This is a genomic window from Acinetobacter sp. YH12236, from assembly GCF_013417645.1.
Taxonomy (GTDB): domain Bacteria; phylum Pseudomonadota; class Gammaproteobacteria; order Pseudomonadales; family Moraxellaceae; genus Acinetobacter.
In genome coordinates, this window is the sequence record NZ_VPDM01000008.1 from 53,344 (window position 1) to 78,844 (window position 25,501).

The window sequence follows — 25,501 nt, forward strand, 5'->3', positions numbered from 1 at the left end:
TATATAATTTTTTTCAAATTGATCTGCATATTCCTTAAATGGATTCAAGCATTATAGATGTCAAAAATATCAATTCGTGATCTATGGATTATTTTAGCCGGTTATCTGGCGGCCATGCATGTCGGCAAACTGTCTGCTATTATTCCTATTCTGCAACAGGATTTAGGCTTAAGTTTTACGCAAGCCGGGTTTTCCCTATCTTTAGTACAAGGGGCCGGGATGCTATTCGCCCTTTGTATTGGTGCTTTTTCGGAAAAAGTGGGTTTAAAGCGCTGCATGATTTTGGCGTTAATCATTTTAGGACTGAGCAGTATCGCTGGCCTTTGGATTCAGCATGCCACAGCCTTATATTTCTTCCGCTTTACCGAAGGGATTGGATTTTTAACTATTTCCTTGTGCGCGCCTGCAATTTTAAAACGGATCAGTCGGCCTGAAACACTGAATTTTAAAATGGGACTCTGGAGTTCCTATATGGGTGTCGGTGTCAGTCTTGCTGTTTTTAGTATTCCTGTTTTACTCGAATACCTGAACTGGCAGAATATTTGGGCTATTCTCGGCAGTCTATGCTTGATTATTGCAGGCATCATTAAACGATACCTGCGAATAGATTCAATGGCATTTGCATCTAACACAATTCCTCAACCAGTACCGTCAAATACTTCATTCTGGCAGATTGTCAAAGTTACCCTTACCCATCCACCCATTCTGTGTTTAGCTATTATTTTTGCCTGTTATACCAGTCAGTGGATTACCGTGACCGGGTTCCTGCCCAGCATGTACGTCGAACATGGTATTGATTTAAAAGTTGCAGGCGTTCTGGTTTCAATCGTGGTACTTGCCAATCTGGGCGGCACTTTTGGCGCAGGTATGTTGTTACAACGTGGCTGGAAACCCAAGACGCTATTCAGTACCGGATTTACAGCCATGCTGTGCAGCAGCTTTCTGGCTTTTGCAGCCAGTTCATGGCTCATGTTCGACTTACAGTTTATAAGTGCTGTACTGTTTTCACTGATTGGTGGAATTATCCCGACCACTGTTTTTGCCATTACTTTGCAGCATGCCCCGCGTGCCAATGCCGCAGCAGCCAGTGTGGGTCTGGTTTTACAGCTTTCAGCCTGTGCTCAATTTTTTGTGCCGCCTTTAAGCGCAGCACTAGTTTCGACTACACAGAATTGGGCTTATATCGCGGCAGTTACCGCCAGCCTCTCTATATTAGGAATCTTAATGACCCTGCTTTTATTCAAGCATTATGGCCAATAAAAAGAGCCTCAGACGAGGCTCTTTTTTATTATTGAAAGCTTAGGCTTGACCCAGACCGGCTTCCAGTACATCAAACAGGTCATCTGCAATGGAGGTACCAAACTGAGTATCAATTTCACGGATACAGGTTGGACTGGTGACGTTAATTTCAGTGACATAATTGCCAATCACATCCAGACCGACAAATACCAAACCTTTTTCTCTGAGATAAGGCCCCACTTGCGCTGCAATGGCTCTATCATTCTCAGTTAATGGACGTGCTTGACCTAAACCACCTGCTGCCAGATTGCCACGCACTTCACCATTTTGCGGAATACGGGCCAGACAATACGGTACTGGTTCGCCATTGATCATCAGGATACGCTTATCCCCTTCTACAATTTCAGGAATATAACGCTGTGCCATAATCGGCTGGTTACCATTGTTGGTCAGAATCTCAATGGTTGAGCCAATATTGATACCATCCTGATAGAGACGGAAAATTCCGGTGCCGCCCATACCATCCAATGGTTTTACAATCACATCAACATGCTCTTTTAAAAATTCACGGATCAGGCTTTGTTGCGACGTTACCAAAGTCGGAACTTGCAGGTGCGGGAACTGAGTAGCAAACAGCTTTTCATTGCAGTCACGCAGGCTTTGCGGTTTGTTGATAATCCATGCTCCTTCACGTTCTGCCTGTTCCAGAATATAAGTGGTATAAACAAAATTCATGTCGAAAGGTGGGTCTTTACGCATCAACACCACATCATAGGCCGCGATGGATTCCTTACGCTTTTCACCTAATTCATAATAATGGTCATAATCTTCAAACACCTGTAATGGTGAGATCAAACCAAAGGCCTTCCCCTGATCGATATATAAATCTTGCTGTAATGCATAACCCAGTTCATGTCCACGGCGTGCAGCTGCCCATAACATGGCCATGGTTGAATCTTTTTTCAGGTTTACATTTTCGATGGGATCCATCACAACAAGTATGCGCATGTCTCTGTGCTCTTTCTTAAAAATACATTAGCAAGGAGTATAGCCTGTGCAGTTTCTTTTGTTTATGGTGATTTTGCATGACTAATTTTGTATAAATGCTTAAATACTTTAATCAACAAGAGCATTTATCATGCAGCAGGCAATTGTCGGCTTTCATCTGGATGAAGAAAATCATTGGGTCGCTGAACTGGCCTGTGGTCATGGTCAGCATGTGCGGCATGATCCACCTTGGCAAAACCGTCCTTGGGTCATGACCGAACAAGGCCGTAAAGAAAAACTGGGCGTCTTATTGGACTGCAAAAAATGTGAAATACACGAGGATTAATATCTTCTAAATCAAATCAGTATATATACTCACCCTGAGTATTTTATCTCGTTTAGAAAATTGATTAAAACCTGAATAAAAATAATAATACCTTGCTTATAAATGCATTATCTTTCAACTAAATACATCTAATTTTATGATTTAACGATTATTTTTCGAAATCATGGTTCCCAGCATAATAATAAAGGTACTGACCCCGCCAATCAGTAAGCTCATCAGAGCAATTTCCAAAGTGATCTTATGATGCCAGCTCTGATCAGGAATCCAGGACAAATTCAGATTTTCCCCAAAGATAAAGTTAATAGTACATATAATCAGAAAGCCAATCGTTGTCGAGATCAGTAAAGTCACCACCAGGTTTTTCCACATCTTGCAGCCCACCAGCATGACAATAATGGCTAAACCTACCACCGTTATAATCGATATAAATAAAACACTGTTCCAGTAATCCATTCCTAGTACTCTTATTTTAAATCAATTAAAATTATGAAATTCTTATAATTAATTACGTAATGTTTATTTTAATATAGGCAGATTACAATTTGTAAACAATGACCATAACTACCTTATTCATTTTATTTGTAAAGGGACTTTATGGGGGGTAATTCATTCTTTAATGAGTTTCTTTTAAAAATATTGTTCTTTTTAGATAAAATAATTTTGATCAAGATTTATATATTGAGAAGAATATTTAGATAGAATTTAATTTTGAAGAAGATAATATAATTTATCGAATTCAAGGTTTATTTAGATCAAAATTTCTATCTTATTATTTATATTTCTTTTAAATACAGTCGCCTGAACAGAACTTCTCTTCCCATAAAAAGTAAAGCCCTAGATTACTAGGGCTTATACATCTTCATGTGGTGAATTGGATTTTAGATTCCGTATTTCACACGATAAGCTTCCATTTTCGCCAATGCTTCGCTATCGCCTTTTGCATCTAGGTAATTCATTAAATCTTTCATAGTAATCAGTGCATGTACTGGAATTTCCAGCTCTTTTTGTACTTCCTGAATAGCAGATAATTCACCTTGGCCTTTTTCCTGACGGTCAAGAGCAACCAGTACACCAGCAATTTGCGCACCGGCATTTTTCAGGATAGTGACCACTTCACGAATCGCAGTACCGGCTGTAATCACATCATCAATGATCCAGACTTTTTTCCCTTCCACTGAAGCACCGACCAGCACACCACCTTCACCGTGATCTTTGGCTTCTTTACGGTTAAAGCCCCATGGCACGCTGACGCCATGATTTTGCGATAGTGCCACTGCTGTAGCTGCTACAAAAGGAATGCCTTTGTATGCTGGTCCAAAAATCACTTCAACATTGTCACATTCAGTTAATTTTGCAGCATAGCCAGAAGCCAGTAGTGACAAGGCTTCACCATCATTGAGCAAGCCAGCATTAAAAAAATAAGGACTCACACGTCCTGATTTTAAAGTAAACTCACCAAATTTAAGCACACCACGTGATAATGCGAGTTCGATAAAAGCTTGCGGGTTAAACTGAGCTGGCGTTGACATGAGGTGCTCCTAAATCCATTAATTAAGGGTAAGACTTGCGCATGATACCAAAGAGTAGCTATCCAGGTGATCAAAAAATTCTTCGTGTCGTTTCAATTAATGTCAACGGTTTACGTTCCTCTGTCAGCAAGGGCTTGCTAGAGTGGATCGAACAGTCTGATGCCGATGTGATCTGCATGCAGGAAAGCCGGATCACCCATGCGCAGTGGACTGATAAATTTAAGCCTGAAGGCTGGTATACCCACCTGTTCCCTGCCGAGCGTCCAGGTTACGCGGGTACAGCGATTTACAGCCGTCTGCCATTTGTTTCCATTACCGATGGTTTGGGTTTTGAACTGGCCGATTCTCAAGGTCGCTTTATCTCGGCAGAATTTGACTTGGGTCTGGAAAAAACAGCGCATATCTGTTCGCTGTATTTACCTTCAGGTTCTTCGGGCGATGAAGCGCAGGCACGTAAAGATCACTTTCTGGAAGAGTATAAAAAGATCCTGAAACAATGGCGCGATGAAGACAAATCCATCATTGTCTGTGGTGATTACAATATCGTGCATAAACGTATCGATATTAAAAACTGGTCCGGTAACCAGAAAGCATCGGGCTGCTTGCCGCATGAACGTGCATGGTTGGATCATATCTATGATGAACTAGGTTATGTCGATACGTTCCGCGAAGTCCGTAAAGAAGCCGAGCTATATTCCTGGTGGTCGAATCGTGGTCAAGCCCGCGCCAAGAACGTGGGCTGGCGGATTGACTATCAGGCCTGCTCACCGGACTGGAAAGACCGTACTGTAAATGCCTGGGTCTATAAAGATGAATGGTTTAGTGACCATGCACCCGTGATTATTGACTATAAAATCTAAAACTGACCGAAAGATTGAGTGAACATTCGTTCACTCAATTAAGGTTTATTACCTACACTACATGACGTATTTTCAGGTTTATCTTCAGACCCTAACAGCGCATGATACTCACACGGCACAGGGATATGTCAGGATGACACTATAAGGACAGGACGCCGTAGGAAGAAAATAAAACAAACTATCAGATTTAGCTTGTTTTTCATGGATGTGACAACGGACGTTGTATTGAGACCCGCATAATCAGGATGATTAGATGCGGGTTTTCTCATTTCAGTACCTTCATTTTTTTCTTATTCTTAAACTTTACCATTTACTTTTTAATACCCATTCTGCTCTTAAACGATGTCAATCGAATGACATGTCTTTTAAATATTGCTTAAAAACAAGCTTCTTGGAAGCACATAGGCGATCGGCATAAATTCAGCTAAGCTAAGCCATCAATAAATAAACTGTTTGGGATACAGCGAGCATGCTCAAGATTTATGGCATTAAAAACTGCAATTCAATGAAAAAAGCTTTTGATTTACTTAATGAATTGGGACTGGCTTACGAATTTCATGATTATAAAAAACAGGGGATCGACGCGGATACGGTTAAAACCTGGCTAGATGCTTTAGGTCAAGATGTGGTACTGAATAAGAAAGGCACCACCTGGCGTAAACTTACTATTGAAGAGCAGGAAAATGCCCTTGCCAGTGAAGATAATCTGATTACCGCCTTAACTACTCATACCAGCTTAATCAAACGTCCGGTATTACAGACTGCAACTGGTTTTATCGCTGGTTTTGACGAAGCCGCTTATCAAAAGCTAAAAGACTAATCATCCCAGATGATCTGGAAGAATAAAAAAAGCCTGACTTCTGTCAGGCTTTTTTATGGTAGTTTTTAGAGAACGGTCATGATCTATTATTTGGCACGAATCCAGGTTTGGTTACGACCTAAAGCAGACACGCCGATATAACCGCGCAGCTCAAGCTTCTTGCCACCATCTGTCAGGTTGCCTTTCAGCTTATAAGTTTTACCAGATTTTGGATCTAGGATCGAACCACTGTCATAGCTGGTTCCGCCTGTATTTTTCAGGCCTTTCACAATCGTTAAACCTTTCAGCGATTTATTGTGATACGGACCTTCACATTTTGTACAAGCATTTTCTTCACCCGGTGTTAATACCGATTGGATGCTTGCAGATAATGTCCCATTTTTTTGCTCAGTAAATTTTACTATAGCCTTTGGTTGTTTGGTTTCGTCGTCAATCGTTTTCCAAACGGTACCATTTAAAGGATCTGCAGCATTGGCCAGCGCAGATAAGCCGAGTAGTCCTAACATTAGCGTAATTTTTTTCATTTTTCTTCATTTCCCTAGTCTGAGATAGACCGATGTAGTATTAAAAAGTCACAACATTTTTGCAATTTTTACCTGTGACTATTTAGTGTAACCTTGTAAATATTGTTGGTAAATAATCCACATAATCAATAAAAGCAGAAAAAGATGGAAAGAAGATGAAGATTAGCCCCGTGACGAAACAATTAATTACAGAAAGTCTTTTAAAAGCGACCATCCGCGCGCCTAGTCGGTTCAATCTTCCTCCAAGCTCCTTACGGGTCGCACTGGAGCAGATGTGCAAGATTTTTCCGCAAGATAAGTCCGTACAAATCCGTTCGCTCCGGCTGGCAGGTGTACATGCCGAGGAAATCAAACCACAGCAGGAATCCAGCCAGCTGATTTTCCATATTCATGGTGGTGCTTTTTATCTCGGTTCCTTAAATACCCATCGTGCCTTTATGACCCAGATTGCCGCTCGCACCCAGATGCAGGTACTGCATATTGATTATCCTCTGGCTCCTGAATCTGCTTATCCTGAACCTTTGGAAGCTGTGTTTGATGTCTATAACCTGTTATTAGATCAGGGCATTCAGGCTAAGGACATTGTTCTGTCCGGAGATTCGTGTGGCGCTAATCTGGCGTTGGCGTTGGCACTCAAATTACAGCAGGAAGGCCTGCCACAGGTGAGTGGACTGATTCTACTTTCCCCTTTCCTTGATCTGACCCTGACCAGTGAATCACTACGCTATAATCAAAAGCATGATGCCCTGCTGTCGATTGAAACCCTAAAGACCGGGATTCAGTATTATGTACCGAGTGCAATGGATCGTGGCGATCCAGAGATTTCCCCATTTTTTGCCGATCTCAGTGGTTTGCCACCGATGCATATACAGGTGGGGTCTAAAGAAATTCTGCTGGATGATGCCACACGCTTCAAGGAAAAAGCGGAACAGGCTGGTGTCGAGGTTGAATTCAAGTTATATACCGGGATGTGGCATAACTTTCAGATGTTTAGTGCCTGGTTTGAAGAGGCTCGACAAGCGCTAGCGGATCTTTCAGAATTTGCTCATCGTCTAGATCAAGACTAGAAATTTAAAAGAAGCCATAAAAAAGGTCAGCGATTGCTGACCTTTTCTGTTTAGTGATTATCTATCGCTTTTTAGATCAGGCTTACTTGCGTCATCGCAGTTTCAATTGCCTGCTGTTTCGCTACATCACCCATATTGACGCCTTCAGCGCGAATTACGTGCACATCAGTTACGCCAGTAAAGTTAAATACAGTTTTCAGGAAAGCTTCCTGGAAATCGACTGGGCTTTGTTCGCCATAAACACCACCGCGGCTACTGGCAATATAGACTTTCTTTTCACCTGCCAGACCCACTGGGCCATTTTCTGTATATTTAAAAGTACGCCCTGCCACACTAATGCGGTCAATCCAGGCTTTTAAGGTAGAAGGTAGACCGAAGTTATACATAGCGGCCCCAACCACCACGATATCCGCCTGTAAGTACTGCTGTAAAATCTGTTCTCCTAAAGCCGCTTGCTCAAGATTTTGACCCATCAAAATTTCGGCAGTTAAATGTGGAATCGGCTGTGCAGCCAAGTCCAGATATTCAAGCTCAACAGCCTCACCATGTTTCTGTTGAAGCTGTCCCACAATAGCTTGAGTCAACTGACGGGAAATAGAGGCATCGCCTAAAATACTGGAATCAATCTGTAAAATTTTCATTGCTTAATCTGGTCCGTTCATTGTTCGGGAATGGACATAGCTTAATAAACTTTAAATAATGAAATAATGGGTTTAAATAAAACACTTCATTGCGTATTTAGAACAATAAATTTCCAGCTTAATTTTTCTCCTTTTTTTTAATTTTTGATAAATATTACTGATTATCAATGAATTAATTTTATGTTATATTTCTGTAAATAATTAAAGCAATATTTTTCCATCTTTTAAAAACTTAGCAATAACAATAAAGGTCAGACCTGTTGTATGAAGCGAATGTCAGCAGTATTACAAAAATTCCAGAATCATCGACTCAAGAAATATCTGATCGAAGATGAAGTGGTGATGAACTGGGGAATTTTGAAAAAGTGTATCCTGATGCTGGCACTGGGCTGTGGCATACATATCAGCTGGCTAAGCTGGGACCTGTTTGTCCTGTCACATCCGCAATACTGGCAGCATGTCCATATTGATGTCGTTCGTTCAGAGATTCACATGAATGGCCTATTTTTACTGGCGCTGGTTCTTCTGATTTATCCCTGTTATAAATTTCAGGGCAATGCACTGATAGAACGATATTTTCCCTATCTGGCAGTGGGCATCTTTGTGGTGTCCCTGTGTCGGGATGCATATATCGTAGGCGTGATTAGCCCGGTAGCCACAATTGCCTATGTTTGCCTGATGACGGTAGGTCTAGTCCTGTTTCACCGGAGACTGGTCTATAGCATGCTGATTCCGGCCTCACTGTTTCTGGTAACTTGTGCCTATCTAAGCTTTAACCAACAACTGCCTTATTCACCACTTTTTAATATTCAGGACCAGTTTTTCCATAATAGCTTCTGGCTGTTATCAATGCTGTATTTTATCCTGCCGATTCTTGCTATCTGCATGATTTTATTTGAGATTTTACTCAGTCAATGGCGCTATCGCGAACAGCTGATTAACCATCTCAGCCAGATCGATCCTCTGACCAATCTGTTTAACCGCCGTAGCATTAATCAATGTCTGGATCAGTTAAATAGTACTGCAACTTTTAACTATGCCCTGGTGCTGCTGGATCTGGATCATTTCAAAAAGATTAATGATTACTATGGACATCACAAGGGCGATGAAACACTGGTACAAGTCAGTGCGGTACTGAACCAGCAATTGCGTGAGAGTGATGTGGTGGGACGGTTCGGCGGTGAGGAATTTATTCTGGTCCTGAATAATTCCAGCCTGGAAAAAGCTCAGCAGGTTGCAGAGCGTTGCCGAAGCGCGATCCAGCAACTACAGATTTTTAGTGATGAAGGACAATTGATCCCAGTGACGGCCAGCTTTGGCATTGCTATTTCAAAACCTGAATTACGCCCGCAACAACTTTTAAGCCAGGCCGATCAAGCCCTTTATCAGGCCAAAGCTAGTGGACGGAATCAGGTGAAATCTTATCTGGAACCTTTGAAAGTTCAACCAGCCTGATATTTTTATCGGCCTTATTCACTTTAAAGCATGTACCAGAAAAGCTTTAAAGTGAATGCTAGAGCTGTTCTAAAAGCTGTAGCTGTGCCAATAATTCTGCTTTACTAAATGCGCCAGTCAAACGTAAGCTGCGAATCTCCTGCTGCTGAGTATCAAGAAATAAATAGGTCGGTGGTCCCAGAATTTCCCATCGGTTAAGTAAAGCCTGATGCGTAGCATCATACTGACTAAGATCAAGCTTGATCAGAAAATAAGGGGCTAAGGCCTGCTGGACAGCAACTGCCTTTAATACTTTATGTTCAATCGGCTGACAGGCCACACACCAATCAGCATAGACATCAATAATGACCTTCTGCCCTTGCGGTACTGTAGCCAATAACTGTTCAAATTCAGTGGCCGTTTTTGCTATATGCCAACTCGCCTGTTGTTGGGCAGTTTCAACAAAAAAACGCTGACTATGCTGATACTGACTATATGTAATATAAGGCACTGCAATAGCCAAACAGATGATATAGAGCCAGCGCAGTCCGGTATTTTTCCATAATAATCGTGCCAGAACATAGGCTACAAAGCTTAAGCCCAGCCCTAGCGACAGCCACTGCAATGCCGCTTCTGAAATCAGCGGACGAATAAAATACAAGGCCAAAGCTAGCATAATGAAAGCAAAGAGCACTTTCACCTGATTCATCCAGTGCCCGGCTCGAGGTAGAATACGTGCCCCCATAATACTGGCCAGCAGCAACGGGGTGCCCATACCGAAACCCAACGTAAACAACAGCACTGCGCCTTGCCACTGGTTCTGAGTCTGGGAAATAAATAATAAAGCACCGGCTAATGGTGCCGTCATACAAGGCCCAACCAGCAAGGCAGAAACAGATCCCATGATCGCAGCGCTAACCAGAGTTCCCCCTTGCTGCATCGCCTGAACCCGGTCCAGACGTTGCGTCAGACGCTGTGGCATTTTAATTTCAAACAGGCCAAACAGGTTGAGGGCAAATACCACAAATAATGCACTAAATGCCATCAGGGTGGCAGGTTGCTGTAACCAGCGCTGAAAGTTGAGTCCGGCTGAAGACGCGATCAAGCCTAATACCGCATAGACTGCGGCCATACTGCTTACAAAGCTTAGGGCAATCATCCAGGCCTTGATGCCTTTGCTATCACGAACAATTAATGAAGTCAGAATTGGCAGCATCGGCAAAGAGCATGGCGTAAATGCCAGCAAAATGCCCAAGCCGAAAAATAACAGCAATCCATAAGCCAGCGAACTTTCAGCCAGACGTGTAGACCATTGCTGGTCTTGTGCCGAGTCGCTGTTGGATCGTGTAGAAATGACTTCAACGATTTTACTGTCTGTATTTCCTGATTCTAGATCATCAGCAGAATTTTCCAGAATTCGGTTGTGCTGTGAGGAGGAGCTACTTAGATCCAGTAACCGTTTATTACCCGAGCCAGTAGATTCATATTGCACCAGACCAGATAGGTCAGTCTTGAATTTAATGGTTTGGGGTGGGTAACAAAGCCGGTCTTTGGCACAGCCTTGCCAGCTAACCTGATAAGTTTGACCCGCCTGTGTCGGAATCTGAACTTTTAATTGCTGATAATAAACCTGGGTATGACCATAGTTTTCATCATATAGATCTTCAGCAGGTGGCAATTGCAAGGTCATCGGCTGACTTCCCTGCTTTAGCTCTACCTTATGCTGATAAAGATAATAGTTTTGTGGAATTTCCCAGCTAAGTTCAGTCTGTTGCTGAGTGACTGAACTGATACTCAGAGGAAAAGCCTGCTCAGGCGAAAGCAAAGGCGCTTCTGCCTGAGCAATATTACTAAGCAACACTGTGCCCAATAAGACTGGAGAAAAAACTTTTCTCCCGATCTTAAACTGTAGTGCTTTGGTCATATCGGAATAAGAGCAGCTTAGAATAGGAATGATACGCCCAAGCCTGAGAAGTAACCTTTATTCTGACCTTCCAGATCTACCCCAACACTGGCATCAAGTTGTACATGATCATTCAATGCATACATGACGCCAGTCCCTAGTGCATATTCATTATTCTGACTTTCGGCTTTACGATAAATCAGTTCCGAATAACCTGACCAGCGCTCAGTAATCTGATAGCCTAAAGCTGGAATCGCAGTAATTGCCCAGTTGCTATCCTGCCATTCATAACGCATGGTCAGTGCAGTATTCACCAAATCATTATATTGATAAGCAACTGCTGAGCTCAGGCTATAAATATCTTCTTCATTACTAAAATTAGCATTACCTGTGGCAATAATAGCTTCAGCCATCAGCGCCATACTGAGTTTTTCATCATCCAGATCAATGGCTTTTTTCAGGCCAATACTAACATCGCCTAAACCATCATCCTCTTCAGTCTGACCATTGAACTTGGTTTGTGACCAGGCCGGACCAGCCCAGCCTAAACGTAATTCCAGATCATCAGTCAAACCGGTACGCAACAAGACGTCGGCATTTAAAGTGGTTTGTTTCAGCTTGCTTCCATCCACAGTCGCTTCGCTATAAGAGAAACTCGGTAAACCCTGTTCCCAAGCTAACTGACCCACTGGCACGGTACTGGTACCCAAACCTTCACCTGGTCGGTCAAATTCAACTGCAGCACAAAGCTGTGCACTTACACCCGTCAGTGCCATCAAACCCAATATTCTTAAAGTTGTCTTCATCTTGCTGGAGCTCTTTCTTAAAATTTAATGTAATTCCTTGGTCATTTTTGCGCCATGACTACGCAATAATTCTAGGGTCTGTTTTTCTTCTTCCAGTGCTTCTGCCCAGTTAATTTCATCAAAATCACAATCAAAGAATAAATCACTAATCGATGACAGAATGGTTAATCCTTCTTCATCCTTGCTGTTCGGATTGACTTTTTCTTCTAATAGGCGCTGCACTGCAGGTACACAGGCTGCACTGGCCGCATCCCAAAGCGGGCCATAAACTTCTTCAGCATCCCAGAGATGCAGATTCACTTTGGCCTGGATCAGCGCTTCCAGAATCTGTAAATGTACGTCCAGACGTTGCTGTTTTTCTTCGGCAGTTAAGGGACTGCCCGCTTCATAAGCTTCGCACACTTCTTCCCACCATTTGAACAGACCATCCGACCAGATGGAAATAACTGGGCCTTTTTCCAGATCAATAAAATTCGGGTTAAGTCCATCTGCCAAAAGCTGTTTGACCTGACCCAGATTGAGTTCTTCGAGTGCTTGCACAAAAAGCTGTTGTTGCGCAGTTAACATGATGGAGCTCACTTCAAATTCGTTTTTCACTATTATGCCGAATAAAGCGGGATTTGTTTTGTTCTCATTCGTTTATTTTATCTAAAATTGAAAAAAGCCCCGTAGGGGCCTTTTTCATCTGCGAATTATTTATTGTTCTAGATCTGTACCCGTATCTTCTTCCGCAAGTTTTAGCGGAGTGCTACGTACGTTATCTTTTTTCTCAATCACATGTTCCAGACTGCGTTTTAAACGGTCGATGGCACCATGAATGGCAGTATCAACATTATGACCATGATGGTTCACGACAATTGGCTTCAAGCCGGCAGGACGTGCTTCGATCATGCAGCGAATATCATCATCGCCTCCTTTGGCGGCATTTTCATCGCTAAGATGCACTGAGAAATGGGTAATACGCTCACTGTGGCGCTGAAATTCCTGATTTAATTCGGTACGAACGTAAGTAATTAGACGATCACTATTGCGAATGTTTTTATCGGTACGGAGTTCAATGTTCATAAAATACCATCCTCAAATCATTTTAACTTTTTAGTGCAGAATTTTTATCTTGGCACGTGTATAGCTTGCTGTTTTATATTGCATTTCAAATCTTCAAATCGCTTTGGATAAAACCCTCCAGATTGAATGATGAACACATTTTTGAGTCTGCAGAACCGTGTTCCTATACTTTGAATATCGGTCCTCTCTTGAAAATATGCAAGTGATATTTTGATTTTTTTAGCAAAAGGACAACCGATCGTGACAACTGCTTACCGGATCGTGATTGACCTTCCAGATTTGGAACAATCGAAATACTATTCACATGACCTTCCCAAAATTAAAGCAGTCTTTGCCCTGTTCATAAAAGATCTATGTAATTACTTTAATCAGCTTCAAAATTGAGTCTCAATTCTTAAAATTAATTTAAATATAAAAATTTAACTCGCTTCAAATATCCTATAAACCTTCTTCTCCCAATATCTCAAATTATCATCAGCTCAGGACGATGAAATATTTCTGTCAGTGATCAATTTTGACTTTATTTTTACTTATTAATCTGTATCCTTAAGCTGCTTTCTCGGGGGAGATATTTAAATGAAATTTACACAAATCGCGGCACTTTGTGCATTGGCTTCAACAGCAGCTTTCACTCAGGCAGCAGTTTGGCAGGATTTTAGTCTGTCAGCTTTATATGGTGAAAACTATAAAGCACCATTTGCAGCTGGTAATGAAAAAATTGATCAATCAACCATTACTGCTGAATATGCAGCTGGTTTAAAATATGGTGATATCTTTGCCTTTGCTGACCGTACCAATAATGACTTCGGTAATGAAACTTACTTCGAAGTTGCACCGCGTTTAAGTTTAGGTGCAGTCACTGGTCAAAAGCTTGAGCTTGGCCCAATTAAAGACGTGCTTATTGCGACTACTTGGGAAGGCAATAGCGGTGCGAGTGACTTTAATAACTACCTATACGGGATCGGTTTTGCACTTGATATCCCATATACTAGCTATGCGAATATTAACTTCTACAAAGCTGACAATGACCTGCAAAAAGACGATTATCAAATGACGATCACTTATGCAGTTCCATTTAAAATTGGTGGCGAAGAGTTCCTGGCAGATGCTTTCCTGGACTGGTCAACCGCTGAAGGTCCTGATCACAAAAGCGAATTGAACTGGACTTCACAATATAAATGGAACGTTGGTAAGCATATCTCTCCTGAGACTAAACTTTACCTTGGTATTGAACATTCTGTTTGGAATAACAAATTCGGTACTGACGTTGATCAACACGATGTCAGCGCATTGGTTAAATACCACTTCTAAGTTTTTAGAATGAATAAAGCAGGACTTCGGTTCTGCTTTTTTATTGCCTAAATTCAGGTTATGGTTAGATATTCTCTTTCTTTTTTGGCATCTGCTTATGAGCTTTGTTATTCGTCCTACTCAAATTCAAGATTTGGAACATCTACTCCCGATCTACAATGCTGAAATCTTATACGGAACCTCAACCTGGAATAGCACGCCAAAAACGATCCAGGATTTTCAGAACATGCTGAATGAATTAAATGCTCAGCAATTTCCTTTATTAGTAGCTGAGCATTCAGCATCCAGGCAAATTGCAGGTTATGCGGATTATTCTATATTTCGACCCATTCAGGGCTTTAAACACACTGTTGAACATTCTGTCTTTATTCATGCAGACTTTATTGGGCAAGGTCTGGGTAAAGCTTTGATGCTCAAGCTGATTGAACATGCGCGGCAAAATGCTATCCATGTCATGGTCGGTGCCATTGACCATGAAAATCATGCATCAATTGCCTTACATGAGAAATTAGGTTTTAAACAAACCGGTTATATGCCGGAAGTTGGACAGAAATTTGGACAATGGCGCGATCTGGTATTGATGCAACTCAACCTGAATTAAACCAAAATATTTTATTTTTTATGTAAAACTTAATCTAATTGGATCAATAATCTGTTAGAAAAATTACTGATAGATAAAATTTTCTATTAAAACCAGAATAATGTCAGTTGAGTAAAATTATGAATAAATGGCTTATCTTTATCAGTATTCTCTCCCTGAGTAGTTTTAGTTTCGCCAATTCAGACTTTGAAACTGAACTCCGATCCGAATGTGCCAAGGTGAAAAGCTATGCCAACTCGGGAAGAAAATTTTATGATCAGAAACAGTATCAAAATGCGCTAGGACAATTTCAACAGCAAGCTTCCTGGTCTGCCTTTTGTGCAATGCATAGTGAAAATAGCGGTGTATCTTTTTCCGAGAATGCCATTACCACTGCTTTTAATAATGTTGGCTTAAGCTATTTTAAATCAGGAAAGCCACAATGGGCACGGGCCTGGTTTTCAGTCTTTCCTCAGGCCAAAAGCAGTCAATTTAATTTAAAACAGCTTCCTCCTCCGCAAAAAACTCAAAACTTGGCAGGCATTTATATACGGCATGCTGGCTTCGGTCACTGGAATACCATTCAAGTCAAACGGATTAAAAATTCTTATCAGATTCATTTTAATGGCCTCTATATGGGACTAAATAGCATGATTTATGGTCCAAATATAGGTGAATTTGAAACCACAATGCCTGTTAATAAAAATCAAACGACCTATCGATCAGATGACTGCAAAATTAATCTCAATTTTGCTTTTGATCCTAAACAGGGACAACAGGTGATTTTAAAACAGGACAATGGCAGTTCAGGTTGTGGCTTTGGACATAATGTCTATGCAGATGGACACTATTTAAAAGTTGAGTCTTAAATTGAGTTGTTAAAAAAGCCCGCGATTGCGGGCTTTTTAATAGATATTAGCAGCAAATCATTTTAAACAACGATATCCGCCAGATTACCTTTCTGTTCCAGCCAGTCTTTACGGTCACTGGCACGTTTTTTGGCCAACAGTTTATCCAGTAAACCTGAAGTCAGGTGCACATCATCCAGATCCAGTTGCACCAGACGGCGAGTATTTGGATCCAAAGTTGTTTCGCGAAGCTGGCTGGCATTCATTTCACCTAGACCTTTGAATCGGGTGATCTGCGGATTCTTAGTTTTACATTTTTTCAGGATGCCTTCCAGTTCATCTTCATCCAGCGCATAGTGCACATCTTTAGCATCATCGATACGGAATAGGGGTGGCATCGCCACAAACAGATGTCCTTCTTCGACCAGAATCGGGAAGTGTTTTACAAACAGCGCACATAACAAAGTCGCGATATGCAAGCCATCCGAGTCGGCATCGGCAAGAATACAGATCTTGCCATAACGCAGTTCAGACAGGTCATCTGAACCTGGATCGACCCCAATCGCGATTGCAATGTTATGCACTTCCTGAGAGGCCAGCACTTCATCCGAAGAGACTTCCCAGGTATTTAAAATTTTCCCGCGAATCGGCATGATCGCTTGGAAATTCTTGTCACGTGCCTGCTTGGCCGAGCCACCTGCAGAGTCCCCTTCCACAATAAACAGTTCAGACTGATCCAGATCATGTCCCACACAATCTGACAGTTTCCCAGGTAAAGTCGGACCAGCGACAATCTTCTTACGTTCAACTTTTTTGGCCGCTTTCAGACGGCGACCCGCTTTAGAAATCGCCATTTCTGCCAGTTGCATAGCGATGTCTGAATTCTGGTTTAACCATAGCGCAAACGCATCTTTGGCAATATTCTGCACAATGCCTGAGGCTTCACGACTAGATAAACGTTCCTTGGTCTGACCAGAGAATTGTGGCTCCTGGAATTTCAGTGACAGGATATAGTTCACCCCATCCCAGACATCTTCTGCAGACAGTTTCATATTCCGTGGCAACAGGTTACGCAGCTCACAGAACTCACGCATGGCATCGGTCACACCTGAACGTAAGCCATTCACGTGAGTACCGCCTTGTGCGGTTGGAATCAGGTTGACGTAGGATTCCTGAATACTTTCTCCACCTTCCACGTTCCAGCAGATGGCAAATTCTGCACTGGCACGCTCAGCATCACCTGTCGCCACAAAAGCAGGAGCCGGAATGATTTCACGGTCTTCCAGCTCATCCATCAAATAGTCGACCAGACCATTTTCAAACTGCCAGGTGATCTTTTCATCATTGATCTGGTCGATATAGTTAATTTGCAGACCAGCAGCCAATACCGCTTTGGCTTTTAAGTTATGTTTTAAGGCTTTAAGCGCGAATTTTGGAGAATCAAAATATTTGGTTTCCGGCCAGAAATGAACAGTTGTCCCTGTGGCACGTTTCGGTGCCTTGCCTTCCAGCACTTCTAGTGGTGCAGTCGGTTCACCATTTTCAAAGGCCATTTTATACAGGTTGCCGTGACGCTGAACTTCAACTTCTACGCGGCTAGAAAGCGCGTTGACGACCGAGATCCCCACCCCGTGCAGACCGCCAGAAAATTGATAGTTATCAGTACTGAACTTACCACCGGCATGCAGTTTGGTCAGGATAATTTCAATCCCGCTCTGACCATATTCCGGATGAATATCGACGGGCATACCACGGCCATTATCTTCAACCGATAATGAACCATCCTTATACACCGTGACCGTGACTTTATTGGCATGTCCCGCCAGTGCCTCATCGACCGCATTATCAATCACTTCCTGCGCCAAGTGGTTTGGACGAGAGGTATCGGTATACATGCCGGGACGACGACGGACCGGATCTAGACCAGATAAAACTTCAAGAGATTGAGCCGTATATTGAGACACGTTATTCGGTTTCCTTTTTTATGCAGTCGGATAAAAACTGTAAGAGCAGCGGAATTTTCTCCGCAAAATCATCCATGCCATGGCTGCCATTGGCCTCGGTCATCAGCAGTGCAGGTGGACGAGCTGAACTATAATAGCGATGTGCTGCACGATAATCCAAAACTTCATCGCCTTGTTGTAACAGCACTAATATTTTGTCTGCATCTTGTGCAGTTGGTAGCGCCATGGCTTCGAGCTGGCCAAGATCTGCGTCATTCAGGCACCAGTTCGGATGAACCTGCAGGGGCAATTCATCATCAAACAGTTCACGAAACAGCTGCCATGGTCGCATTGCCGGATTGATCAGTACAGCCGGCACATGTGCTTGAGCGACCAGATATGTCGCATAGAATCCCCCGAGACTACTGCCGACCAATGCCACCTGATCCATCGACTGGATCAATTTAGCAATCTTCTGAATTGCAGCCATCGGCGGCATGTTTAAATCCGGTAAATGCACCTGAATATCTGGGTACTTGGCACAGTATTGTTCCAATAACTGGCCTTTAATTGAGCTGCTACTACTCTTGAACCCATGCAGGTAAATGATATTCATCGGCAATCAATAAAAACAAACAAAATGTCAAAATTTAATTTAAAAGTGTGAAATACACTTCATTTTATAACCACTTAATTGCTTAAATTGTCTGACAAAAAAGCCTTTAATGTTATGCAATTCTCGCTATTTTAAGAGTATTCCGAATAAATTGAGAATCAAGAATACTGAAAAAAAGAATTTATACCGCGAAGTGCTCAAAAAAGAAAGATGTCTACGGCTCATATAAAGGATAGGATCAAATGCCAAGTTTAACGCCATTGCATGAAACCTATTGTCGATGGGATCGAACTCCGCTTAGCCAGGCAGATGTCCTGGAAGGCCTGGCACAATTGGTCACCATGCGCTTTAGTGATGTAGTACAGGAGCTGATTAAATCGATTCAGCGTGAAATTTTAATGAGCGTATTCGGGCTGAGTGAAAAAAATTCCAAAACTTTCCAGAATATTCCTTATATCGTACGTCTGTATCAAATGTCTTATGACATGATCTTTCATTATGGCAATACCCTGATTGCGCCTGGACTGCGTCGTATTATTGAAAGGTTCCCAAAATTACATAATAAACCCCTGACCCCGACCATGCATTTTATGGTCAGTGCCCTGAACGGGATTATTGGCGATTATCTGCTGAAATATCAGAATCCTCTCGCCCTGCCGATGCTCATTTACGATCATTATGGTTCTCTGCAACAAGGTGAGCTAACCGGACGCATTACCCTATTTGTGCATGGTCTGTGCATGAACCATCTGGACTGGTCAACCCGCAAATATCCGGGCATTGGAGAAAAATTACTGGCACAGCGTGACCATAACACCATGCTGTACCTGAACTACAATACCGGACGCCGCATTTCAGCCAATGGCCGCAGTCTGGCCAATGCCTTGCAGGATCTGGTCAAACGTAATCCAGGAATTACCAGTATTGATCTGATCGGACACAGTATGGGCGGTCTGGTGTCACGCAGCGCCTTATTCTATGGCAAACAAAATGTCTATGACTGGATTCCGATGGTAGAAAATCTGGTCTGTCTGGGCTCACCGCATCATGGTGCGGTACTGGAACGTTTTGGTTTTAGTTTGCAGGAAAAGCTCGGACATTTTCCTTTAGTGAAAATTGTGGGACATGTGGTGAATATTCGCAGTAACGGAATTCTAGACTTACGTCATGGCAGCGTCCGGGATGATGACTGGGAACATAATCCGGTACGGATTGGCTTTATGGACGACAACCGTAAACCAGCCCCGATTCCTGCGCATATTGATGCCTATCTGGTGGCAGGTACGATCGAGTTTGAACACCATACCAACAAAACGCTTAATGTGATTGGCGATTATCTGGTCAGTGTCAAAAGTGCCTTGGGCGAACATCCTCATCCGCGTTTTGATCTGAAAGTACCCGACGCACATAAGGCGATTTTCTATGGACTGAATCATTTTGAAATTCAGTATCATCCACTGGTGGCCGAACAGATTGTGCGCTGGTTCTATCCAAGTGTGGAAGATGAAACCTATACGCAAATTCATGAATACGTGACCGATCTGGACAGTATTGAAGGCATTGCCCTAACTTGATTGAAGGTAAAAAATTTGGTTCGCCTCTAAGAGAGTGATAAAAAAAAGCCAGTCTGTAGACTGGCTTTTTTGATTCCAATTTTGAAAATCAGTATTTATCTCTTAGACGTTTGACGGGCGCAGTCTGATATTTGCGAAATAACTGCCACAGGCTGATCAGCAATAAAATACTGAAGAACACCAATGACCAGACCGGTAAAGATTGCCCCAGGAACGTCCAGTCAATTGCGGCACATTCACCTGAACCGTTTAATACCTGCTGTAATACCGATTTCATCGGCAAAGTTTCCAGCCAGTAATCCAGACCTGGGCCACAGCTCGGCACTTGATCTGGGGGCAGGTTCTGTAGCCAGACATGCCGTGCAGCGACACCGACTGACCATAAGATACTCAGCGAGCCTAAGAAAGCATAACCACGCTTCATGGCATTGGATTTCGGATTATGCAGCAAGGCAATCAGGGAAATAATCCCTAGTCCGATCAATCCGATTCGTTGAAACACACACAATGGGCAAGGGTTCAGGCCCTGTCCATGCTCAAGATATAAAGCAAATGCCATCCCGGCAACAGATGCCAAAAACAACACACCACTCACGAAGCGATAACCCCATTGCATGGTTAATCCTCTTATTTATTATCGATATTGGGCTAAATATTCAGTAAAACTGATCGTGTTATCTTGCTCGAGCTGCTGTTGTTGCTGCAATGACTTTTGTGACAATTCATTGAAATATTTAAGTGTTTCTTTGCTTAATCGATGTGATTCATAGAGATTGCTATGCTGATGGGCCAAATGCTGACCAAACTGCCACATGCTGCTGTGGCTACGAATATCTCCGACAATCAGGGCTGACAAGGTCGCATCAACTTCATCGACACGGATCTGCATGGCTTGCATAGCATTGCTATATAGATCAGTTTCATAAGCCTGATCGAGCAATTGAGCCAGTGGCTGCATACGTTGCAAATGTAAATTACACCAGTCTTCAATCATATAGCGCTGGCCATTTTCCATAATCGCAGCGTTATAGGCGCGGCCACGATTGACCACTTCAGCCTGATTCTGGTCAATGATTTCCTGTTCGGCATCCAGCAATGCCGGGCTGTCTTGCAATAAGCAGTACAGTGCCACTACTTCCAGGAAGCCGGCAGTATCTTCATTGATCCCGATCGCGCTATACGGATTGACATCTACAGCACGCAGCTCAACATAGCCGATCCCGCGATTTTGCAAGGCTTGCGATGGAGTTTCACCTTCTTTAGGTACCTGCTTTGGACGCACCAGACTGTAGTATTCATTTTCAATCTGCAGCACATGATCATTGATCTGAATTGGCTGACCATTGGCATCATCCAGCCCCAGACGGGTAAATTGTTTGTACGGTGTTCTGACCGCTTTTTGCAGACCTTCCAGATAATCCTGCAGATTATTGTAGTGAATACCGAGCTGTTTCTGCGCTGAATTCTGATAGCCAAAACGACCCATCCGTAATGCAGTCGAATAAGGCGTATATAAAGTACCGCGTACCAGCGGGAATAAATGGTGATCGCGTCCGGTCATAAAACACTGGCAAACGGCTGGACTGGCGCCAACCAGAAAAATCACCAATGGGGTTAAACGAATAAAGTTACGGATCAGCCCCATATAACGATGGCTGCGATAATCCTGCAGACTTAAAGCGCGCAGCTCTTCATCAGTTTCCTGTTCCTGGAGCGCTATAAAGAAATGATCCGGGAAAGACAGATTATAGTGAACCCCGGAAATGGTCTGCATACGACGGCCATAACGCACGCCTAAACCATGACGATACAGCGTTTTAAATAAACCAATATTGGAGCTGCCATATTGCGCTAGCGGGATATTTTCATCCTTGCTGTCGAGCATACATGGCATAGACATCGGCCAGAGCTTTTCATCATTTTTCAGATGACGGTGTACAAAGGCATGAATGTCGGTCAGATAGTTGAGAGCTTCAGTAATACTCTCTTTCGGTGGAGTAATAAACTCCATCAAGGCTTCAGAATAATCGGTCGTAATATGCGGATGTGTCAGAGCTGAACCTAAGGCATGAGGATGCGGTTCCTGCGACAGGAAACCATTGCTTTGCATACGCAAGCTCTCACGCTCGATACCGCGCAGCATTCCTTTGATGAGCGACGAATCTACCCATTCCGGTAATACATCATGGGCAGTCGATTCAGGTTGACTCATTACAATCTCGCTTAATGGGGGTAACTATTAAAATAGAATCATCGGTTTAGCTTAGTATACCGCGATTTCCAGACAGCACATGCTGCCCTGCCTAGTTTTCAAGCAAACCATTGATTTTTAGTTGGGCAAATTTTTAACACAAAGTTTCTCTATAAGACATGTGAAATTTGTGATTTTATTGACAAATAAATGCTAATAAATTGTAAACAATATGAATTATCAAGATATTTTAGACTTCTGGTTTAGTCCTGAGACTCAACCCAACTGGTTTGCCAAAAGTGACCAGTTCGACCAAAGTTTGAAGGAAAAATTTGGCGATATTCTGGAACAGGCGAGTAGAGCTGAACTATGGTCATGGCGTAAGAATGCTGACGGCCGGTTAGCAGAAATCCTTGTTCTGGACCAGTTTTCACGTAATATTTTTCGGGATACGCCGCGTGCTTTTGCTCAGGACAGTCTGGCTTTGGCACTGGCTCAGGAAGCCATCAGCCAGGATCTGGACAAACAGCTGAGTCCGGAGCAACGTTCCTTTCTTTATATGCCTTTCATGCATAGCGAGTCTCAATTAATCCATGAATTTGCGCTAAAATTATTTCAGCGCCTCGGCAATCCAGAAAACCTCGAATATGAAATCAAGCATAAAATCATTATTGACCGTTTCGGACGCTACCCACATCGCAACCAGATTCTGGGCCGTGAATCCACCGAGGAAGAATTGAGTTTCCTGACCCAGCCAGATAGCAGCTTCTAGAGGTCTGTAACTCGCTGGATCATCCTATCAGGAGAACGAAGATGAAAAAAACCGTCATTGCCCTGACCCTTGCGACGACTGCCCTGCTTTCTGGCTGTGCAACGACACCGTCCAAGCCGCTTACCTTTGACCAGCTCGGCCAGTACAGCACTACTCCACTGAATGCCAACACTTATCGCATCAGTTTTCAGGCGCGACCTAATATGAGTTTCGGTACAGCCGAAGAAATTACCCTGCTGAAAGCCGCGCAGACCACAGTTCAGAACGGTTTCCAGTTTTTCCGGGTACTGAACGATCCAAGCAACCGTACCCAGCAACCACCGCGTCAGGCGATTGTCTATCCGGCGCCTAGCGTCTATCCATACGGTTATTATCGTCCTTATGGTTATTCCCGTCGCTATCCGGGATTCTGGCCCGATCCATTCTATGACCAGCCCTATACTGTCACTTTAGATCCTGCTCAAGTGGCTTATACCATTGAGTGCTTTAAAGCCGGTCAGGAGCCGAAAGATGCCTTTGATGCCCGCTTGATTTTACAATCACTTGGCGCTAAATATGGAGTAAGTCCATCCGGCCAAGTACTCCAACCGCAGCCGGCCACGCCCTAATAACAGGATGATTTATGCAGAAAGAGCAGCCGTCACCGAGCTTACAACGCAGTAAACGTTTTGCGACTATTGCACTGGTCGTCGCAGTACTGGCTTGGCTGGCGCTGATGATTACTGCCAAACTGCTGCCTGAATATGTCTGGCTGATTCATATTCTGATGCTCTCTGCCGAAGCAGGTGTAGTCGGTGGTCTGGCGGACTGGTATGCAATTACCGTGCTGTTCCGCAATCCTTTTGGCCGGCTACCGATTCCAAAATTTTTACGTGACCATACTGAAATTATTCCACGCAATAAAGCCCGGATTGCCGAATCTATGGGGCGCTTTGTGCAGGAAAATTTCCTTTCCCCGCAAATTGTGCAGCGCAGTCTGGCCAGTACCGATTTAAGTCTGGCTGCTGGCCGCTGGCTGGCCAATCCGCAGAATAATGCTCAAGTCACACAAGTGATTCAGCAGACCGTACCCAAAGTATTTGAATTTGTCGGGCAGGAACAGATCGCCGGGTTTATCCAGAGCAACAGTGTGCAATGGGTCAAAAACACCCAGATCAATACCCTGGCCAGCGAAATGCTGCGCGCTGTTTTGGAAAATGATTTCCATCAGGATGTGCTGCAACGCGGCCTAGATGTGGTACATGCCTGGATGACTTCACATCCAGAACAAACCCGTGAGCTGACCCGCACTTTATTCAAGGAAATGGGCGTCTGGCGTCTGGCTAAAGGCGCCAGCTGGATCGGTATTGATGTGCAGCAACGCAGTATCGATTCGGTGATTCAGCGGGTGGAAGCCATGCTGGCAGATCCCGACCATCCGTGGCGGCTTAAAATTGAAGAAACAGCTCAAGAATTGATGCAGCAATTGGCAGATTCTGAAAGTATGGCCAGCCAGCGACTGAATGAAACTAAAGATGCCCTGCTTGACAGTCCGCAAGTGCTAAATTTTATCAGTGGTGCAGTGGTCATTTTATGCGATGCCATCAAAGCAGATTTGCAAAAGTCGGATTCGGGGATTGCGGAGAATCTGCGAGTCGCCATTCAGCAAGTCGGTGAAAATATTATTTCAAATACTTCAGTGCGTGAGTTGCTGAATAACCGTCTCAGTGGTATCGCTGTCGATTTGAGTGACCAGTACAGTGAGAAAGTGATCCGTTTTATCAGTGAACGTATTCATGAATGGGATTCGACTGAGATGATCGACAAGATTGAAAACGAAGTCGGTGGTGACCTGCATATGATCCGGGTCAATGGTGTCGTGGTCGGGGCCTGTATTGGTCTGATCCTTGGGATCATCCGTGCTGCAGTCGAGCATCTGATTTAATTGATTTTTAGTTAGAGAGCCCATCTGTTAGTGAATGCTTTTTACCTTCTAGAACTTCTTTCTTAATTCTCATGGATAGAAAACAATTATTTGGGTGGCTGATTTCCTGACATATCGACCAGCAAGCCGGCAAATTTGCGTACAAAAGGTAAAAGCGTCACCACAATCGGAAAAGCAATCGCCCAGGAAATCATCCAGTTATGAAACCAGAGGGCCATAAAGCCCTCAATCCAGCCCAGATTGCGCAGCATGTTAATCATGGAAATAATTCCACTCATCAGGCAGGACAAGATAAAAGGCACAATGACCAAGGCCCATTTGGCTGGAAGTTTGGGAATATTGCCGATGATGGTCGGACGCTGTTTTGAATCCATGCTGACTCTTTTTATAGTTTCAATCAGGCTAATATAGGCCATTTTGATTGCTGGATGATTCATTTTTTTATAGCAAAATTTGCAACTTATTTATTCCCCTCTTTCTCATGTGATCCTTCATTGATGACCGACCGATGGATAGAAACT

At 43.2% G+C, this 25,501-nt stretch carries 28 protein-coding genes; 14 read left to right on the forward strand and 14 right to left on the reverse strand.

The window, feature by feature from the left end; genetic code table 11:
* The first annotated feature begins 57 nt into the window (after positions 1-57).
* Positions 58-1,260 (forward strand): CynX/NimT family MFS transporter, encoded by a 1,203-nt coding sequence (locus tag FTV14_RS05305; protein WP_180002590.1) that lies wholly within the window; start codon positions 58-60, stop codon positions 1,258-1,260.
* 39 nt (positions 1,261-1,299) lie between these two features.
* Here the strand turns inward: FTV14_RS05305 and gshB are convergent, their stop codons facing one another.
* Positions 1,300-2,247, reverse strand: a complete 948-nt coding sequence (gshB, locus tag FTV14_RS05310; RefSeq protein ID WP_180030992.1) for a glutathione synthase — start codon at positions 2,245-2,247, stop codon at positions 1,300-1,302.
* A gap of 130 nt (positions 2,248-2,377) precedes the next feature.
* Here gshB and FTV14_RS05315 point away from each other — a divergent pair, with 130 nt between their 5' ends.
* Positions 2,378-2,572 carry a DUF3565 domain-containing protein gene (locus tag FTV14_RS05315; protein WP_004781474.1) on the forward strand — a complete coding sequence of 65 codons (195 nt, stop codon included), beginning with the start codon at positions 2,378-2,380 and terminating at the stop codon, positions 2,570-2,572.
* A 141-nt stretch (positions 2,573-2,713) separates the two neighbouring features.
* Here the strand turns inward: FTV14_RS05315 and FTV14_RS05320 are convergent, their stop codons facing one another.
* Both FTV14_RS05320 and pyrE read right to left on the reverse strand, forming a co-directional pair.
* The gene (locus FTV14_RS05320) at positions 2,714-3,025 is read right to left on the reverse strand and encodes a hypothetical protein (protein WP_180030990.1); all 312 of its coding nucleotides are present in this window, start codon (positions 3,023-3,025) and stop codon (positions 2,714-2,716) included.
* A 425-nt stretch (positions 3,026-3,450) separates the two neighbouring features.
* A complete protein-coding gene (gene pyrE / locus FTV14_RS05325; protein ID WP_125279724.1) occupies positions 3,451-4,101 on the reverse strand; it encodes an orotate phosphoribosyltransferase in 651 nt (216 codons plus the stop codon).
* Positions 4,102-4,142: 41 nt separating this feature from the next.
* Here pyrE and FTV14_RS05330 point away from each other — a divergent pair, with 41 nt between their 5' ends.
* Entirely contained in the window at positions 4,143-4,961 is an 819-nt protein-coding gene (locus tag FTV14_RS05330; protein ID WP_159124217.1) for an exodeoxyribonuclease III, read from the forward strand.
* A 469-nt stretch (positions 4,962-5,430) separates the two neighbouring features.
* The gene (locus FTV14_RS05335; protein WP_180030988.1) at positions 5,431-5,781 is read left to right on the forward strand and encodes a Spx/MgsR family RNA polymerase-binding regulatory protein; all 351 of its coding nucleotides are present in this window, start codon (positions 5,431-5,433) and stop codon (positions 5,779-5,781) included.
* An 86-nt stretch (positions 5,782-5,867) separates the two neighbouring features.
* On the opposite strand, the gene FTV14_RS05340 is transcribed toward FTV14_RS05335, so the two are convergent.
* On the reverse strand, positions 5,868-6,305 hold the full coding sequence (locus tag FTV14_RS05340) for a DUF2147 domain-containing protein (protein WP_004781465.1): 438 nt from the start codon (positions 6,303-6,305) through the stop codon (positions 5,868-5,870).
* Positions 6,306-6,460: 155 nt separating this feature from the next.
* On the opposite strand from FTV14_RS05340, the gene FTV14_RS05345 reads away from it, so the two are divergent.
* On the forward strand, positions 6,461-7,372 hold the full coding sequence (locus tag FTV14_RS05345; protein WP_180030986.1) for an alpha/beta hydrolase: 912 nt from the start codon (positions 6,461-6,463) through the stop codon (positions 7,370-7,372).
* A 71-nt stretch (positions 7,373-7,443) separates the two neighbouring features.
* Here FTV14_RS05345 and FTV14_RS05350 read toward each other — a convergent pair whose 3' ends face one another.
* Entirely contained in the window at positions 7,444-8,013 is a 570-nt protein-coding gene (locus tag FTV14_RS05350) for an FMN-dependent NADH-azoreductase (protein WP_180030984.1), read from the reverse strand.
* Positions 8,014-8,277: 264 nt separating this feature from the next.
* Between FTV14_RS05350 and FTV14_RS05355 the strand changes: the two genes are divergently transcribed.
* Positions 8,278-9,468 carry a GGDEF domain-containing protein gene (locus FTV14_RS05355; RefSeq protein WP_180030982.1) on the forward strand — a complete coding sequence of 397 codons (1,191 nt, stop codon included), beginning with the start codon at positions 8,278-8,280 and terminating at the stop codon, positions 9,466-9,468.
* Between the two features lie 58 nt (positions 9,469-9,526).
* Here the strand turns inward: FTV14_RS05355 and dsbD are convergent, their stop codons facing one another.
* The 4 genes from dsbD to FTV14_RS05375 all read right to left on the reverse strand — a co-directional run bounded on the left by dsbD (position 9,527) and on the right by FTV14_RS05375 (position 13,221).
* Positions 9,527-11,371: a protein-disulfide reductase DsbD gene (gene dsbD, locus FTV14_RS05360; protein ID WP_180030980.1), complete on the reverse strand. Its 1,845-nt coding sequence runs from the start codon at positions 11,369-11,371 to the stop codon at positions 9,527-9,529.
* A gap of 17 nt (positions 11,372-11,388) precedes the next feature.
* A complete protein-coding gene (locus tag FTV14_RS05365; protein ID WP_180030978.1) occupies positions 11,389-12,156 on the reverse strand; it encodes a transporter in 768 nt (255 codons plus the stop codon).
* Between the two features lie 24 nt (positions 12,157-12,180).
* Positions 12,181-12,723, reverse strand: a complete 543-nt coding sequence (locus tag FTV14_RS05370; protein WP_004781453.1) for an ankyrin repeat domain-containing protein — start codon at positions 12,721-12,723, stop codon at positions 12,181-12,183.
* A gap of 129 nt (positions 12,724-12,852) precedes the next feature.
* Positions 12,853-13,221: an HPF/RaiA family ribosome-associated protein gene (locus FTV14_RS05375; RefSeq protein WP_005232722.1), complete on the reverse strand. Its 369-nt coding sequence runs from the start codon at positions 13,219-13,221 to the stop codon at positions 12,853-12,855.
* A 240-nt stretch (positions 13,222-13,461) separates the two neighbouring features.
* Here FTV14_RS05375 and FTV14_RS05380 point away from each other — a divergent pair, with 240 nt between their 5' ends.
* The 4 genes from FTV14_RS05380 to FTV14_RS05395 all read left to right on the forward strand — a co-directional run bounded on the left by FTV14_RS05380 (position 13,462) and on the right by FTV14_RS05395 (position 15,981).
* Positions 13,462-13,605, forward strand: a complete 144-nt coding sequence (locus FTV14_RS05380; RefSeq protein ID WP_159124199.1) for a hypothetical protein — start codon at positions 13,462-13,464, stop codon at positions 13,603-13,605.
* Between the two features lie 192 nt (positions 13,606-13,797).
* The gene (locus tag FTV14_RS05385) at positions 13,798-14,532 is read left to right on the forward strand and encodes an outer membrane protein OmpK (protein ID WP_180017282.1); all 735 of its coding nucleotides are present in this window, start codon (positions 13,798-13,800) and stop codon (positions 14,530-14,532) included.
* Positions 14,533-14,629: 97 nt separating this feature from the next.
* The gene (locus FTV14_RS05390) at positions 14,630-15,133 is read left to right on the forward strand and encodes a GNAT family N-acetyltransferase (RefSeq protein ID WP_180030976.1); all 504 of its coding nucleotides are present in this window, start codon (positions 14,630-14,632) and stop codon (positions 15,131-15,133) included.
* Positions 15,134-15,252: 119 nt separating this feature from the next.
* Positions 15,253-15,981, forward strand: coding sequence for a hypothetical protein (locus tag FTV14_RS05395; RefSeq protein ID WP_180030974.1), 729 nt, complete (start codon positions 15,253-15,255; stop codon positions 15,979-15,981).
* 62 nt (positions 15,982-16,043) lie between these two features.
* Here FTV14_RS05395 and parE read toward each other — a convergent pair whose 3' ends face one another.
* Entirely contained in the window at positions 16,044-17,924 is a 1,881-nt protein-coding gene (parE, locus tag FTV14_RS05400; RefSeq protein ID WP_166137506.1) for a DNA topoisomerase IV subunit B, read from the reverse strand.
* Position 17,925: 1 nt separating this feature from the next.
* A complete protein-coding gene (locus FTV14_RS05405; protein WP_180030972.1) occupies positions 17,926-18,519 on the reverse strand; it encodes a YqiA/YcfP family alpha/beta fold hydrolase in 594 nt (197 codons plus the stop codon).
* Positions 18,520-18,761: 242 nt separating this feature from the next.
* Between FTV14_RS05405 and FTV14_RS05410 the strand changes: the two genes are divergently transcribed.
* Positions 18,762-20,093 carry an alpha/beta hydrolase gene (locus FTV14_RS05410; RefSeq protein WP_166137513.1) on the forward strand — a complete coding sequence of 444 codons (1,332 nt, stop codon included), beginning with the start codon at positions 18,762-18,764 and terminating at the stop codon, positions 20,091-20,093.
* Positions 20,094-20,181: 88 nt separating this feature from the next.
* On the opposite strand, the gene FTV14_RS05415 is transcribed toward FTV14_RS05410, so the two are convergent.
* Together FTV14_RS05415 and gshA are read right to left on the reverse strand one after the other, a co-directional pair.
* Complete coding sequence (locus FTV14_RS05415; RefSeq protein ID WP_159124206.1) at positions 20,182-20,709, reverse strand: disulfide bond formation protein B; 528 nt, start codon at positions 20,707-20,709, stop codon at positions 20,182-20,184.
* 18 nt (positions 20,710-20,727) lie between these two features.
* Entirely contained in the window at positions 20,728-22,305 is a 1,578-nt protein-coding gene (gene gshA, locus FTV14_RS05420) for a glutamate--cysteine ligase (protein WP_159124207.1), read from the reverse strand.
* A gap of 211 nt (positions 22,306-22,516) precedes the next feature.
* Here gshA and FTV14_RS05425 point away from each other — a divergent pair, with 211 nt between their 5' ends.
* The 3 genes from FTV14_RS05425 to FTV14_RS05435 are packed head-to-tail and all read left to right on the forward strand — an operon-like array spanning position 22,517 to position 24,980.
* Complete coding sequence (locus FTV14_RS05425) at positions 22,517-23,056, forward strand: DUF924 family protein (protein WP_180014864.1); 540 nt, start codon at positions 22,517-22,519, stop codon at positions 23,054-23,056.
* 41 nt (positions 23,057-23,097) lie between these two features.
* Entirely contained in the window at positions 23,098-23,664 is a 567-nt protein-coding gene (locus FTV14_RS05430) for a hypothetical protein (protein WP_159124209.1), read from the forward strand.
* Between the two features lie 14 nt (positions 23,665-23,678).
* Positions 23,679-24,980 (forward strand): DUF445 domain-containing protein, encoded by a 1,302-nt coding sequence (locus FTV14_RS05435; RefSeq protein ID WP_159124210.1) that lies wholly within the window; start codon positions 23,679-23,681, stop codon positions 24,978-24,980.
* 86 nt (positions 24,981-25,066) lie between these two features.
* Here the strand turns inward: FTV14_RS05435 and FTV14_RS05440 are convergent, their stop codons facing one another.
* Entirely contained in the window at positions 25,067-25,354 is a 288-nt protein-coding gene (locus tag FTV14_RS05440; protein ID WP_125278848.1) for a DUF2798 domain-containing protein, read from the reverse strand.
* Positions 25,355-25,501: the final 147 nt, after the last annotated feature.

Coding starts and splice junctions, on each gene's coding strand:
- FTV14_RS05415 (WP_159124206.1), bottom strand. CDS start 20,709: ATGCAATGGGGTTATCGCTTCGTGAGTGGTGTGTTGTTTTTGGCATCT.
- FTV14_RS05345 (WP_180030986.1), top strand. CDS start 6,461: ATGAAGATTAGCCCCGTGACGAAACAATTAATTACAGAAAGTCTTTTA.
- FTV14_RS05425 (WP_180014864.1), top strand. CDS start 22,517: ATGAATTATCAAGATATTTTAGACTTCTGGTTTAGTCCTGAGACTCAA.
- FTV14_RS05385 (WP_180017282.1), top strand. CDS start 13,798: ATGAAATTTACACAAATCGCGGCACTTTGTGCATTGGCTTCAACAGCA.
- FTV14_RS05330 (WP_159124217.1), top strand. CDS start 4,143: ATGATACCAAAGAGTAGCTATCCAGGTGATCAAAAAATTCTTCGTGTC.
- FTV14_RS05375 (WP_005232722.1), bottom strand. CDS start 13,221: ATGAACATTGAACTCCGTACCGATAAAAACATTCGCAATAGTGATCGT.
- dsbD (WP_180030980.1), bottom strand. CDS start 11,371: ATGACCAAAGCACTACAGTTTAAGATCGGGAGAAAAGTTTTTTCTCCA.
- FTV14_RS05350 (WP_180030984.1), bottom strand. CDS start 8,013: ATGAAAATTTTACAGATTGATTCCAGTATTTTAGGCGATGCCTCTATT.
- pyrE (WP_125279724.1), bottom strand. CDS start 4,101: ATGTCAACGCCAGCTCAGTTTAACCCGCAAGCTTTTATCGAACTCGCA.
- FTV14_RS05430 (WP_159124209.1), top strand. CDS start 23,098: ATGAAAAAAACCGTCATTGCCCTGACCCTTGCGACGACTGCCCTGCTT.
- FTV14_RS05440 (WP_125278848.1), bottom strand. CDS start 25,354: ATGGATTCAAAACAGCGTCCGACCATCATCGGCAATATTCCCAAACTT.
- FTV14_RS05390 (WP_180030976.1), top strand. CDS start 14,630: ATGAGCTTTGTTATTCGTCCTACTCAAATTCAAGATTTGGAACATCTA.
- FTV14_RS05305 (WP_180002590.1), top strand. CDS start 58: ATGTCAAAAATATCAATTCGTGATCTATGGATTATTTTAGCCGGTTAT.
- FTV14_RS05405 (WP_180030972.1), bottom strand. CDS start 18,519: ATGAATATCATTTACCTGCATGGGTTCAAGAGTAGTAGCAGCTCAATT.
- FTV14_RS05340 (WP_004781465.1), bottom strand. CDS start 6,305: ATGAAAAAAATTACGCTAATGTTAGGACTACTCGGCTTATCTGCGCTG.
- FTV14_RS05435 (WP_159124210.1), top strand. CDS start 23,679: ATGCAGAAAGAGCAGCCGTCACCGAGCTTACAACGCAGTAAACGTTTT.
- FTV14_RS05365 (WP_180030978.1), bottom strand. CDS start 12,156: ATGAAGACAACTTTAAGAATATTGGGTTTGATGGCACTGACGGGTGTA.
- FTV14_RS05315 (WP_004781474.1), top strand. CDS start 2,378: ATGCAGCAGGCAATTGTCGGCTTTCATCTGGATGAAGAAAATCATTGG.
- gshA (WP_159124207.1), bottom strand. CDS start 22,305: ATGAGTCAACCTGAATCGACTGCCCATGATGTATTACCGGAATGGGTA.
- FTV14_RS05355 (WP_180030982.1), top strand. CDS start 8,278: ATGAAGCGAATGTCAGCAGTATTACAAAAATTCCAGAATCATCGACTC.
- FTV14_RS05335 (WP_180030988.1), top strand. CDS start 5,431: ATGCTCAAGATTTATGGCATTAAAAACTGCAATTCAATGAAAAAAGCT.
- FTV14_RS05320 (WP_180030990.1), bottom strand. CDS start 3,025: ATGGATTACTGGAACAGTGTTTTATTTATATCGATTATAACGGTGGTA.
- FTV14_RS05410 (WP_166137513.1), top strand. CDS start 18,762: ATGCCAAGTTTAACGCCATTGCATGAAACCTATTGTCGATGGGATCGA.
- FTV14_RS05395 (WP_180030974.1), top strand. CDS start 15,253: ATGAATAAATGGCTTATCTTTATCAGTATTCTCTCCCTGAGTAGTTTT.
- FTV14_RS05370 (WP_004781453.1), bottom strand. CDS start 12,723: ATGTTAACTGCGCAACAACAGCTTTTTGTGCAAGCACTCGAAGAACTC.
- gshB (WP_180030992.1), bottom strand. CDS start 2,247: ATGCGCATACTTGTTGTGATGGATCCCATCGAAAATGTAAACCTGAAA.